This window comes from Streptomyces sp. CB01580, assembly GCF_001905795.1.
Lineage (GTDB): Bacteria > Actinomycetota > Actinomycetes > Streptomycetales > Streptomycetaceae > Streptomyces.
This window is the reverse complement of the sequence record NZ_LIXJ01000001.1, coordinates 640,677-653,778: the sequence shown is the minus strand read 5'-3', so window position 1 is coordinate 653,778 and position 13,102 is coordinate 640,677. Positions and strand designations below refer to the sequence as shown.

The 13,102-nt window shown below is 73.4% G+C and carries 10 protein-coding genes; 8 read left to right on the top strand and 2 right to left on the bottom strand.

What is annotated here, in order from left to right; all coding sequences use genetic code 11:
• Positions 1-245 precede the first annotated feature (245 nt).
• The 6 genes from AMK22_RS02510 (at position 246) to secD (ending at position 9,359) form a co-directional block, all read left to right on the top strand.
• Positions 246-659, top strand: coding sequence for a hypothetical protein (locus AMK22_RS02510; RefSeq protein WP_073781502.1), 414 nt, complete (start codon positions 246-248; stop codon positions 657-659).
• A gap of 137 nt (positions 660-796) precedes the next feature.
• Positions 797-2,989 (top strand): phage holin family protein, encoded by a 2,193-nt coding sequence (locus tag AMK22_RS02505; protein WP_073781501.1) that lies wholly within the window; start codon positions 797-799, stop codon positions 2,987-2,989.
• A gap of 48 nt (positions 2,990-3,037) precedes the next feature.
• Positions 3,038-5,158, top strand: coding sequence for an NAD-dependent DNA ligase LigA (gene ligA, locus AMK22_RS02500; RefSeq protein WP_073781500.1), 2,121 nt, complete (start codon positions 3,038-3,040; stop codon positions 5,156-5,158).
• A 164-nt stretch (positions 5,159-5,322) separates the two neighbouring features.
• Complete coding sequence (locus AMK22_RS02495) at positions 5,323-6,144, top strand: rod shape-determining protein MreC (protein ID WP_073781499.1); 822 nt, start codon at positions 5,323-5,325, stop codon at positions 6,142-6,144.
• Between the two features lie 116 nt (positions 6,145-6,260).
• Entirely contained in the window at positions 6,261-6,752 is a 492-nt protein-coding gene (locus AMK22_RS02490; RefSeq protein WP_143203515.1) for a hypothetical protein, read from the top strand.
• A gap of 57 nt (positions 6,753-6,809) precedes the next feature.
• Positions 6,810-9,359 (top strand): protein translocase subunit SecD, encoded by a 2,550-nt coding sequence (secD, locus tag AMK22_RS02485; protein WP_073781497.1) that lies wholly within the window; start codon positions 6,810-6,812, stop codon positions 9,357-9,359.
• 115 nt (positions 9,360-9,474) lie between these two features.
• On the opposite strand, the gene AMK22_RS02480 is transcribed toward secD, so the two are convergent.
• Positions 9,475-10,374, bottom strand: coding sequence for a helix-turn-helix domain-containing protein (locus AMK22_RS02480; RefSeq protein WP_073781496.1), 900 nt, complete (start codon positions 10,372-10,374; stop codon positions 9,475-9,477).
• 63 nt (positions 10,375-10,437) lie between these two features.
• Between AMK22_RS02480 and AMK22_RS02475 the strand changes: the two genes are divergently transcribed.
• On the top strand, positions 10,438-10,743 hold the full coding sequence (locus tag AMK22_RS02475) for a 4a-hydroxytetrahydrobiopterin dehydratase (protein ID WP_073781495.1): 306 nt from the start codon (positions 10,438-10,440) through the stop codon (positions 10,741-10,743).
• Positions 10,744-10,845: 102 nt separating this feature from the next.
• Here AMK22_RS02475 and AMK22_RS02470 read toward each other — a convergent pair whose 3' ends face one another.
• Positions 10,846-11,808, bottom strand: a complete 963-nt coding sequence (locus AMK22_RS02470; RefSeq protein WP_073781494.1) for a LysR family transcriptional regulator — start codon at positions 11,806-11,808, stop codon at positions 10,846-10,848.
• A 264-nt stretch (positions 11,809-12,072) separates the two neighbouring features.
• On the opposite strand from AMK22_RS02470, the gene AMK22_RS02465 reads away from it, so the two are divergent.
• Entirely contained in the window at positions 12,073-13,023 is a 951-nt protein-coding gene (locus AMK22_RS02465) for a class I SAM-dependent methyltransferase (protein ID WP_073781493.1), read from the top strand.
• Positions 13,024-13,102: the final 79 nt, after the last annotated feature.

Here is a 13,102-nt window from a genome sequence, read left to right as displayed (position 1 = left end):
CGACTCCGCACAGGCCCTAGGCGTGGTCCACGCATCGAGCGCGTGCGCCGTGGCATACACCCGGGCCACCCGTACGACCCTTCCGGCCGCCCCGTGTGCGCCCTCGTCGCCGAGTCCGCTCCGGCGCGCGCGGGCGCACTGCTGTTCCGCGCGGTGTCATGCGCTCCTCCCGTCCCGACATGCGCCTTTTTGCAGGGGAGAGGGAGGGGTAGGGTCGCGCGTACGCCTAGCACGGGGGAACGGTCTTGGGGGACGCAGTGGACGTACGGGTGGCGGCGATCGCCAGTCTCACACCGCTCGAAGAACTCGACAGCGATCCGTTCCTCGTGGACACCCGCAGCCAGCACGACATGTGCGCACGCTGGGCCGCGGACAAGGGGTACGTCGTCACCCGCCAGCTCCGCTTCTACGGGCTGCGCCCCGATCACCACGCCCTGTGGAGCGATGTCGAGAGCGGCGACGTCGAGGTGTTCGTCGCCGCCAACGACCGGGTGCTGGAACGGGCCCTCACGTCGGTCGCGGAGTTCGCCGCGGAGTGCGCGCGGCGCGGCGTGCGTCTGGAGATCGCCGGGCTGGACGAGCCGCCGTACAACGCCGGCACGAAGGCGAGCGTGCATCGCAGGCTCTCCATGCCCACCGCCGGTTACGACGGCCGCTGACGCACTCCGCCTCCACTGCCGGCTCGCGGCCCCTGCCCTCGTCCCGGCCCCGTCCCTTCCGCGGCTTGCCGTCGGGCTGTGACAGGCTGGGGGACAGGGTCCGCAGCGGCGGGGCCCGGACGTGAGGTGGTTGAGGCGTGGGTGACGGGCGATGGCGAACGGTCGGCAACGCCCTGATGCGAGTGGCCGTGGTGTGGGCGGTCTCCACGCTCACGATGCTGGTGCTCGCCGGGGTGCTGCCGGAGTTCCGGCTCCAGTCGGACGACGGCGACAGCATCACCAAGACCGCGTTCACCGCGGCCTGGGGCGCCGGAGCGTTCGGCCTGCTCTCCGCACTCGTCTGGCCGCTCCTGGTGCGGGCCCTGCTGATCGTGCCCGCGCTCGTCCTCGGCCTGCTCGTCTTCTTCCTGAACGGTTCGCTGCTGCTGGTCGCCCTGCGGCTCATACCGGACGGGCGCGGCGCCGCCGACCCGCAGACCGCGGTCGTCGTCGCGGCCGTGATGTCCGCCGTCGCCTCGGCCACGTCCACGGCGCTCGCCGTCCGTGACGACAACGCCTACCGGCGGCGCCTGTCCCGGCTCGCCGACCGCCGACGCCGCCGCAGCGGGCACGACCACGGCCGCTGCGGGCCACCGGGCATCGTGTTCATCCAGCTGGACGGCGTCGGCCACGACATCCTCGCCAGGGCGGCGGACACCGGGCTGATGCCGACCGTCGCGCGGTGGCTCACGGACGACGGGAGCCACCGGCTCACCCCCTGGCGCACCGACTGGTCCAGCCAGACCGGAGCCAGCCAGCTCGGCATTCTGCACGGCAGCAACCACGACGTCCCCGCCTTCCGCTGGTACGAGAAGGAGACCGGCGACGTCATGGTCTCCAGCCGGCCCGCGAGCGCCCTCGAACTCCAGCGCAGGGCCGTCGCCCGCACCCGTGACGGAGGGCTGCTCACCGTCGACGGCGCCAGCCGCGGCAACCTCTTCAGCGGCGGCGCCGACCAACTGGCGCTCGTCCTGTCCATGGCGGCCAGGCGTGGCAAGGGCCGCCGTTCCCGGGCCGGGTACTTCGCCTATTTCTCCGACCCGGCCAACGCCGTGCGCACGGCATTGTCGTTCGTCGCGGAGGTCTGCCGCGAGATCGGCGAGTCGACCCGGGCCCGCATCCGGAAGGACACCCCTCGGATCAAGCGCGGCGGGCTCTACCCCTTCATCCGGGCCTTCGCCACCGTCGTCGAACGGGACGTGGTGGTCGCCGCCGTCATGGGGGACATGTTCGCCGGACGCACCGCCGTCTACGCCGACCTCGTCGCGTACGACGAGGTGGCGCACCACTCCGGCCCGCACAGCCGCGACGCGGAGAAGCTGCTCGGGCGGCTGGACCGTTGTCTCGCGCTGATCGCGAAGGTCGCCGAACACACCCCGCGCCGGTACCGGATCGTGCTCCTCTCCGACCACGGCCAGAGCCCGGGGGAGACCTTCGCGGGAGCCTACGGGCTGACGCTCAAGGACCTGGTGCGGGCGGGCTGCGGCCTGCCCGTGTCCCGCCGGGCGCAGCGCACCCGCAGCGGCTCGGAGGCGCGCGACGCGGTGCGGATCGCCCTGCACCGGCGCCCGGTCGAGGAGACCGGGGCGGAGCACCGCGCCGAGCCGTCCGACCCGGTCGTCCTCGCCTCCGGCAACCTCGGGCTGATCTCCTTCCCCGACATCGAGGGGCGTGCCTCGCGCGAACAGCTCGACCGGAGCCGTCCCGCGCTGCTCAGCACTCTCGCCAACCATCCGGGCATCGGCTTCCTGCTGGTCCGCAGCGAACGCCACGGATCGGTGGTGCTGAGCGGCGGAGGCACCGAGATCCCGGTGCGGGAGCTGCGCGACGGGGAGGGGCCGTTGGCCCCGTTCGGCCCCGGTGCGGCGGCCGCGATCCGCCGCACCGACACCTTCCCGCACGTCGCCGACGTCATGGTGAACTCGATGCACGACGCGGCCACGGGCACCGTGCACGCCTTCGAGGAACAGATCGGCTCGCACGGCGGCCTCGGCGGCGCGCAGTCCCTGCCGTTCCTGCTGTGGCCGACGGACCTGTCGTCCCCGGTGGCCGACGGCACCGAGCTGGTGGGGGCCGAGCGGGTGCACCGGGTGCTGCGGCGCTGGCTGAGGGAGTGCGCGGGGCGGCGGACTCCGGCGACGCGCACGCCGACGACGGTCGTACGGTACGCGGCGGACGGCGCCGACGGGGCGAGGCGGCCGGACGGGGCGGGCCCGCGCGAAGGGGCGGGGCGTTCCGGTGGGACGGGGCTTTCGGGTGAGGCGGACGGAACGGCTGCGACGGTCGGCTGACGGGGCGTTCTCCCTGCTGGGAGGGGATTGTCAGTGGTGGACGGCAGGATGGGGGCCATGACGAACTCAGCTGTTGTGCTCGCCGATGCCGCCGCCTACGCCGCCGCGGTCGAAGAAGCGTCGCAGGCCGCGGCGGCCTACTACGCCACGGGCGAGAGCGCGCTCGACGACGACGCGTACGACCGGCTGGTCCGGGGGATCGCCGCATACGAGCAGGAGCACCCGCAGGAAGTGCTGGACGCGTCACCGACCGGCAAGGTGGCCGGCGGGGCCGCGAGCGGGGACGTGCCGCACACGGTGCCGATGCTGTCCCTGGACAACGTCTTCTCGGCCGAGCAGTTCGAGGCGTGGACGGCGTCGCTGGAGCGCCGCATAGGCAGGCCCGTCGCCGCATGGAGCGTGGAGCCGAAACTCGACGGACTGGCCGTCGCCGCCCGCTACCGGGCGGGCCGTCTGGACCAGCTGATCACCCGGGGCGACGGCGCCGCCGGCGAGGACGTGTCGCACGCGATCGGCACCGTGGCCGGACTTCCCGGACAGCTGGCCGAGCCGGTCACGATCGAGCTGCGCGGCGAGATCCTGATGACGAACGAACAGTTCGAGCAGGCCAACGCCGTGCGCACCGAGCACGGCGGCACCCCCTTCGCCAACCCGAGGAACGGCGCGGCGGGCACCTTGCGCGCCAAGGACCGGGCGTACACGGTGGAGATGACGTTCTTCGCCTACGGGGCCCTGTCCCTGGCCGAGTCCGGAGCACTGACCGAGACGCTCGCCGACCTCCCGCACAGCGAGGTCCTGGCGTACGTCGCCGCGCTCGGCGTCCACACCGCGGCGGCCACGGACGTGGCGCCGCGCACCGTCACCACCGTCGAGGAGGTGCAGGCCCGTGTCGAGGAGGTCGCGGGGCTGCGTGCCGCGTTGCCGTTCGGGATCGACGGCATCGTGATCAAGGCCGATCTCGCGGCCGACCAGCGCGACGCCGGTTCCGGGAGCCGGGCGCCGCGCTGGGCCATCGCGTACAAGCTCCCGGCCGTCGAGAAGGTCACCCGGCTCCTCGGCGTCGAATGGAACGTGGGCAGGACCGGCATCATCGCGCCCCGCGCCGTGCTGGAACCCGTCGAGATCGACGGGTCGACGGTCGGTTACGCCACCCTGCACAACCCGGCCGACATCACCCGCCGCGACCTGCGCCTGGGCGACCGGGTCATGGTCTACAAGGCGGGCGACATCATCCCCCGGATCGAGGCACCCGTCGCCCACCTGCGGACCGGCGACGAGCAGCCCGTGGTCTTCCCCGAGGCGTGCCCGCAGTGCGGATCCGAGATCGACACCAGCGAACAGCGCTGGCGGTGCGTCAGGGGCCGTGACTGCCGCCTCGTCGCCTCCATCTCCTACGCGGCCGGCCGCGACCAGCTCGACATCGAGGGGCTCGGCGCGACCCGGGTCGTCCAGCTCGTCGACGCCGGTCTGGTGACCGACTTCGCGGACCTCTTCACGCTCGGACGGGAGCAGCTGCTCGGCCTGGAGCGGATGGGCGAGACCAGCACGGACAACCTCCTCGCCGCCATCGACACGGCACGGACGCAGCCGCTCTCCCGGGTGTTCTGCGCGCTGGGCGTGCGCGGCACCGGACGCTCCATGTCACGGCGGATCGCCCGCTACTTCGCGGACATGGACCGGATCAGGGCGGCCGACGCCGAGGAGCTCCAGCGGGTCGACGGCATCGGCAAGGAGAAGGCCGCGGCCGTCGTCGCCGAGCTGGCGGAGCTGGCCCCGCTGATCGAGAAGCTCATGGCCGCAGGGGTCAACATGACGGAGCCGGGCGCGACGCCGCCGCCCGAGCCGGGCGAGGAGCCCGCGCAGACCGCGTCCGAGGACGGGGAGGGGAACGCGGACGGGGCCGCCGGACTGCCGCTGCACGGCATGACCGTGGTGGTCACCGGCGCGATGACCGGTGTGCTGGAGAAGCTCTCCCGCAACCAGATGAACGAACTGGTCGAGCGGGCGGGCGGGAAGTCGTCGTCCAGCGTCTCCAAGCGCACCACGCTCCTGGTCGCCGGTGAGAAGGCGGGATCCAAGCGCACCAAGGCCGAGGACCTCGGTGTCCGGATCGCCGGGCCGGACGAGTTCGCCGCCCTGATAGCCGGCTTCCTGCCGTCGGAGGCCTGACCCACCGCGCGGCCGGGAAGCGGGCGACGCCCAAGCCCTTCGATTTTGCCCGAGAGTGGCTTTCTTTGCCTCCCTATTGCATAGTGAGGGCTCGGCCATGCCTTGCTGTCAGCGGGTGCGTGGGTGGGTGCTACGGCTGCTCCGGCAGATCCGGGGGAGGGACGATGCGTTCGCTGCACGACGGACCGCGGATCGACCGGTCCTTCCACCGGGAACTGCGGGGCGTCACCCGCGGCCTCGCCCTCGATCTCGGCAGCTCCGGTACCCGCGCCTGGATGCCCGGGCACGGCGTCGTCGCCGACGCCGCCTGCGCCACAGCCGCCGACGGGCCGGGGCACGGGCGCCCGGTGCGCCGGGGACGCATCGTCGACCCGGTGTCCTGCGGGCGGATGCTCGGCCGCATCGCCGACACGGCCCTGGGGCCGGACCGCAGCGGCACCGTGATCGTGCTCAGCCACCCCGTCCTCGCCGGTGCCGAGCACCGCGCCGCCGCGAGGGAGGCGGCCGCCTTCCTCGGGCCGACCCGCGTCATCGCCCTGGACAGTGCGAGGGCCGCCGCCGCGTGTGCCGCGCCGCAGGACGGCGGCCCGCTGCTCGTCGTCGACATCGGCGCCGAACTGACGGAGGCGACGCTCCTGGTCGGCGGACAGATCCGCGACGCCCGCCAGGCCGAGACGGGACTCAGCGACCTCGGCCCCGGCGAACCGCCCACCGCCGTCGTCCGCACCGTCCTGGACATGGTCCTGGACATGTGGCAGCAGGACCGGCACGGCGCCGTCCTGGGCGCCCTGCGCAAGGGCCCGCTGCTCGCGGGCGGCGGTGCCGCACGCCCCGACGTCACCAACCGGATAGCACTCCGGCTCGGCGCTCCGGTGCGTCTCGTCGACGACCCGGCCACCACCGTCGTGCGCGGTGCCGGCCTGATCCTCAACTCGGTGCTCCGCCGGGCGGCCACGGCGCCCGCGCTGTCGGGCCGACACAGGTGACCCCCCTCCCGGGGCCGCCCCCGGGGAACGCGCCCCCGGGGGCCCGGTCGGACACCCCGGCACACCACGGCCACGCACGGGCGGGCCGTCGACTCCTCGCGTCCCTGCTGTTCGCCGTGCTCACCGTCGTGGGCGGCGCGCCCGCGGCGGCCGGGGCCCTGTACGCGGGGGGACCGTTCGCCGGTGCGCCGCCGCCTCCCGCCGCGCAGGCGCCCGACGCCAGGCAACCGATCCCGCACACCGACCGGACCGCCCGCACGGTCACCGTCCACGACGCCCGCCGCGTCCGCACGGCCACGGCCACCGACGGCCACCGGCCCGCGCCCACCACCGGCCCCGGACCCGGGCCCCGGGCCGGTGCCGAGCACAACCGCGCCCCGCAGCAGCTCCCGCCGTCCGACCCCGACGCCCTGCTGTTCGGCGCACCGGGCATCCGTACCCCGCACCTCCAGCCGCGCCCGGTGCCCGCCGCGCTCTCGCGCACCATCGACCGTCTCCGCGTCGCGCTTCCCGGCGTACGCGGCCCTCCGAGGACGGCCGTCCACCGGCCACCCGCTCCGGTACGGGTTGCGACCCCCGCCCGGCCACCCGTGGTCCCGTCCCACTGAACCGCCGTCCCGTTCTCGCCGAGCCGAGGGCGCACGGCGCCCCCTCGGAGGAAACCCATGACTCGCGCCACCACGGTGCGGGCGGTGCTGGCTGCCGCCGTGCTGCTCGTCTCCGTGCTCATCACGCTGAACATGTCACCCAGACTCGGCCTCGACCTTCAGGGCGGCACCAGAATGGTGCTCCAGGCCAAGGACTCGGACACCGCCAAGGCGGACCGGGAGAGCACCGACCGCACCCTGGAGGTGCTCCGTCAGCGCATCGACTCGCTCGGTGTCGCCGAGCCCACCCTGACCCGTTCCGGCGAGGACCGGATCATCGTCGAACTGCCGGACGTCCAGGACCCGCGCAAGGCCGCCGAGGTCATCGGCAAGACCGCTCAGCTGAGCTTCCACGCCGTCCAGGGCCCTGGCACCGAGGCCGACGCGGGAACGTCCGGCAAGAAGGACGGCGGGACCGGGGACGGCAAGTCCGAAGGCGAGTCCGACGACAAGGCGGACACCGGGAACAAGGCCGGGGACACCGCGGAGAAGGCCACGGCGGACAAGAAGGCCGAGGACGGGACCGGCACCGGCGGTACGACGGACGACAAGAAGACCGAGGACGGACAGAAGGCCGACGGGACCAAGGGCGACGGCGAGAAGAAGGACGAGGACAAGAAGACGGGCGGCAAGCGGGCGGACGGCGGGCTGACGCTCCCCGACGAACAGGGCCGTCTCCTCGACCTGGGCCCGGCCCGGCTGTCCGGTGCGGGCGTCAAGGCGGCCACCGCCTCGTTCGACGCCCAGCAGGGCGCCGGCTGGACCGTCTCGCTCGACTTCCACAAGAAGGCGGGACAGGACTGGACCCGGCTGACCGGCGAAGCCGCGTGCAACCCCGCCCAGGACGACCGCCGCCGCGTCGCCATCGTCCTCGACCAGCAGATCATCTCCTCGCCCCAGGTGTCCCCGTCGGTCGCCTGCGGCGTCGGCCTGCCGTCCGGTTCCACCCAGATCACCGGTTCGTTCAGCGCCGACGAGGCCCGTGAACTGGCCCTGCTGATCGAGGGCGGCGCCCTGCCGCTCCCCGTCGAGATCGTCGAACAGCGCACCGTCGGCCCGACACTCGGTGCCGCCGCCATCGACGCCAGCGCACGCGCCGCCCTCATCGGCGCCGCGGCCACCGCGCTCTTCATCACCATCGTCTACCGGCTCTTCGGTGCGCTCGCCGCCGTCGCGCTCGCCGCCTACGGACTGATCTCGTACGCGGCGCTGGTCGGCCTGGGCGTCACGCTCACCCTTCCCGGCCTCGCAGGGTTCGTGCTGGCCATCGGCATGGCGGTCGACGCCAACGTGCTCGTCTTCGAACGCGCCAGGGAGGAGCACGAGCAGCATCCGAACCGTTCGCTCCGCACCTCCCTGACCGCCGGGTTCCGTGGTGCGTGGAGCGCCGTCGCGGACTCGAACGTCACCACGCTGATCGCGGCGGGGCTGCTCTTCTTCCTCGGCTCCGGGCCGGTGAAGGGCTTCGGTGTCACCCTCGCCATCGGTGTGGTCGCCTCGATGTTCTCCGCGCTGGTCATCGCCCGCGCGCTCACCGAGATCGCCGCGGGGTCCCGCTTCGTCACCGCCCGGCGCGGGCTCAACGGCATCGCCAGCCCCGGCCGGGTGCGCACCTGGCTGACCCGTCGTGATCCCCAGCTGATGCGCTCCCCGCGTCGCTGGCTGCTGATCTCCACGTCGCTGGTCGTCGTCGCGGTCCTCGGCATCGTCGTACGCGGCGTCAACCTCGGGGTCGAGTTCACCGGCGGCCGGCTCGTCGAGTACTCGACGAGCAAGCCCGTGGACGTGGAACGCGCCCGGACCCTGCTGTCGGACGCGGGATTCCCCGACGCCGAGGTCACCACGGCGGGCTCCGGCGACCTCTCCGTACGCACCGGGAAGCTCGACAACGACGGCGAGCACACCCTGCGCGCGGCCCTCGCGAAGGAGGGCGGCGAGACCACCAAGGTCCGCGACGAACTGATCGGCCCCAGCCTCGGCGACGAACTCCGGCGCAACGCCCTGATCGCGCTCGCCATCGCCGTCCTCGTCCAGCTGGCCTACCTGGTGGTCCGGTTCCGCTGGACGTTCGCCGTGGGATCGGTCGGGGCGCTGGTCCACGACGTCGTCATCCTGGTCGGTGCCTTCGCCTGGCTCGGACGCACCGTCGACGGCGTCTTCCTCGCCGCGCTCCTGACCGTCATCGGGTACTCCGTCAACGACTCCGTGGTGGTCTTCGACCGGGTGCGGGAACTGTGGGCGAAGTCCCGTCGCACCCCCATCGCCACGATCGCCAACCGGGCGGTGCTCCAGACCGTGCCCAGAACGGTCAACACGGGCATGGGCGCCCTCTTCATCCTGACCGCTCTCGCCGTGCTCGGCGGCGACTCGCTCGCCGACTTCGCCCTCGCCCTGCTCATCGGCATCTGCGTCGGGACGTACTCCTCGGTGATGACCGCCGTCCCGGCCGCGCTCCTGTTGGAACGGAGCAGCAAGGCCCCGCCGCCCGCCCGGAAGCGGTCCTCCGGAAGCCGTTCCGGCAAGCGGACGGCACAGCGGGACCCGTTCGACAACGGAGCGCGCGTGTAGCGGCTCCGACCGGCCGGACGACCCTGCCCGCCCCCTTCCCGCAACCGGTGATCCGGCCCCGGGAAGGGGGCGGCGCGCGTCGGCCGGGGCACCACGCCCCGGGCCGCCCGGCCCGTCAGGGGGCGAGAGACCGCAGAAGATCGGCGGTCGCCCGGTCGGCGGGCAGGAACGTCTCGATGGCCAGCTCGGCCACCGTCACGTCCATCGGCGTGTTGAACGTCGCGATGGACGAGATGAACGAGAGCACCCGGCCGCCGTGCTCGATACGCAGCGGCAACGCGAACGAGGGGGCGGCGGACACGGCACGGGCCCCGTCGATCGTTCGATCCGCGCTCGCGACGGACCCGGCCGGCCCGTCCGCGCTCCCGGCCGCCGCTTCGGCGTTCCCGGTCGGTCCGGAGCCCTCCGGCCCGTCCGCACGCTCCGGTGACGGGTAGCCGGCGACCTCCTCGTACAGTTCGCGCAGCTCCGCCGACCGGGCCAGGGCGATCTGGCGCCTCATCTGCGCGAGCAGATCGGCACGCCACTCGCGGAGGTTGCGGATGCGCGGGGCCAGGCCCTCCGGGTGGAGCGTGAGCCGCATCGCGTTCAACGGGGGCACCAGCAGATGCCCGGCCACCCCCTCCATCAGCATCTCGACCCCCCGATTGGCCGCCACCACGTCGTACACGCCGTCGACGACCAGCGCCGGATACGGGTCGTACCCCTGGAGCAGCCGCTCCATCCCCTCGCGCACCGGGGCCAGCGCGGGATCGTCGAACGCGGTCTGCGCGTACCGCGGCGCGTAGCCGGCCATCACCAGCAGGGCGTTGCGTTCCCTGACCGGGACGTCGAGGTGTTCCGCCAGACGCAGGACCATTTCCTCGCTGGGCCGGGAGCGGCCCGTCTCGATGAAGGAGATGTGCCGGGAGGAAGAGTCGGCACGGAGCGCCAGTTCCAGCTGGCTGATCCGCCGCTGCTCCCGCCAACGGCGCAGCAGCGGCCCTACCCCCGTGTCAGACGCGACAGTTGTCATACCCAGACCGTAACGTCACCGGCACCGCCGACCGGAACCGACCACTCGTGAGGGAGTCGCAGCATGCCCGCCGAACCACTGTCGCGCCAGGAGATCGAGGAACGGCTGGGTGACCTGCCCGGCTGGTCGCTGGAGGGGGACCGGATCACCTGCACCTACCGCCTGCGCACGCACTTCGCGGCCCTCGGACTGACTGTGCACGTGGCACAGATCCAGGACGAGCTGAACCACCACTCCGACCTGACCCTCGGATACAACACCGTCACCCTGTCCGTGAACACCCACGACGCCGGGGGCGTGGTCACCGAACACGATCTGAACCTCGCGGCACGGGTGGCGGCGATCGCGGGCGGGCACGGCGTGCGGTAGCCACCCGGAGCGGGGCCCCGGGGCCCTCGTGTCCCGAGGTCCGGGCACGGCAGCCGGGGCCGGACACGGTCGCGGGGCTCGGGACACGAGAGCGGAGGGTGGTCATCCCGCTGGGCCGAAACCCGGATGCGTGGCCAGCCACCCCGAGTAGCTCTCGCTGCGTCCCACCGCGTCCGCGTACGCCGCCACCGTGTGCCCGCTCACCGCGCCGGCCGCCGACACGGCCGCCGCGGAACGCGGGTGCCAGCCCAGCAGATGGCGCCAGCTCAGCGGGGCGCCCGCGAGCGGGCGGGTCACCAGCCCGGGCGCCGGAGGGAACGTCGCCCGGCACAGCCCGATCGCGCGCCCCACCTGGACCAGATGGACCACGGACGCGGTGTCCGTCTCGTACACCGAGGCCGGGCTGAACCCGGCCCGCGCGCAGGCGCTGACGAAGCAGTCCGCGAAACAGCCGTCGCCCGGCACGTCCGCCCAGCACTCCGCCGAGAGGGCGGCGAGGTCGAGTTCCCGCTCGGCGGCCAGCGGATGCGATTCCGGCAGCATGACGAAGACCGGGTCGACCCCGATCACCTGCCAGGTCAAGCGGTCGCTCGCGGGCGGCGGGCTCTCCCCGCAGACCCCGATCAGTGCGAAGTCCAGGCGCCCGTCGACCAGTTGGGAGGCGACCTCGGCCTCCGACCACGAGGTGTACGTCGACACCGGGGCGTTCGGGTGGGCGGTGACCAGCCGGTCGACGAGGCCGCCCAGCAACGGGCCGTGGGTGCCGCCGAGCCGGAAGCGCTCCATCGGGCCGCAGGCATTGGCGAACCGCACCGCCTCCTGCTGGAGTTCACTGACCGCGGGCAGCACCACCCGGGCTCGTTCGAGCACCAGCTCACCGAGGGGTGTGGGCCGGGCGCCGGTGTGGTCCCGCTCGAAGAGCGGACCGCCGAGCGCCTTCTCGATCCGTCGCAACTGCGCGCTCAGCGCGGGTTGGGCAAGCCCGAGGGCCGCGGCCGCCTTCGTGAGGCTTCCGGTGTCGGCGATGGCACGTACGGTACGCAGATGGCGCAACTCCAGCTCCATAAACGCAAGTTATGGCCAAGGTGGCCTACCGGCAATATGTTGTTGTCCAATCGGCACCGATCGGTTCGGAGTCGCCCCGTCGCGCACGACGAACCGGGGACCGGGCACGAGGGACCGGCCGGCCCGGTGCGAGGCGTCGGGCCGACCGGTCCGGAAGACGGACGCTCCTCCAGGACGACAGGGATCCGGGAGCGCCGGAGCGACGTTTTGCCGAACCGGCAAGGCGGCTTGCCGAGGGGGCAGGGGTGTGGCGACGCTGTCCCCATGAGCCAACACGAGGGACACGGCCAGCGCCACGACACCACCCACGCCGCGCACGGCCACGGGCACGGCGCGGCCCCGGGCCATCATCACGGTGACGCCGACTTCGACTGGGACGCCATGGCCCCGATCCTGGAGCGGGAGGGCGAACTGTGCCGCCCGCAGTACGAGGCGGCGGCCCGCTGGATCGCCGGACTGCCCGCGGCCGCGGAAACGCGCCGGATCCTGGACATCGGCAGCGGGCCCGGCGTCATCACCTGCCTGCTGGCCGAGGTGTTCCCGGAGGCGGAGGTCGTCGCCGTCGACGGCACCGAGGCCCTTCTGGACCGCGCCCGGGCCCGTGCCGAACGGCTCGGCCTCGGCGAGCGCGTCGGCACGTGCCGGGCCGACCTTCCCGACGACCTCGACCGGCTGGGGGAGGCTGACCTGATCTGGGCGGGCAACTCCCTGCACCACATGGGCGACCAGGGCGCCGTTCTCGCCGGGTTCGCCGCGCTGCTGCGTCCTGGCGGCACCGTCGCCCTGGTCGAGGGCGGGCTGGCGGCCCGTCACCTGCCGCGCGACACGGGCATGGGGCGGCCCGGGCTGGAGGCCAGGATCGAAGCGGCCACGGCGAACTGGTTCGAGTCGATGCGGGCCTCCCTGCCCGGCTCCAGGCGCGAGACCGAGGACTGGAGCGCCCTGCTCGACGCGGCGGGACTGCGCCCGCACGGTACCCGCAGCTTTCTGCTCGACCTCCCGGCACCGCTGCCCGAACCGGCGCGCGACCATGTCGTCGCGGAGTTCACCCGGCGCCGCGAGATGCTCGAAGGCGTCCTCGAGGCCGAGGACATCGCGGTGCTCGACCGGCTGATCGACCCCGAGGACCCGGCCGGACTGCGTCGTCGTCCCGACGTCTTCCTGCTCATGGCGCGCACGGTGCATCTGGGCCGGCGGGGCGGCCCCGCCGGGTGAGGGGCTGAGGTCTGCCGGGCACGACGGGCCGGGAGGCGCGGTCGGTGCGACTGCGCCTCCCGGCCCGTCGCGCTGCGAG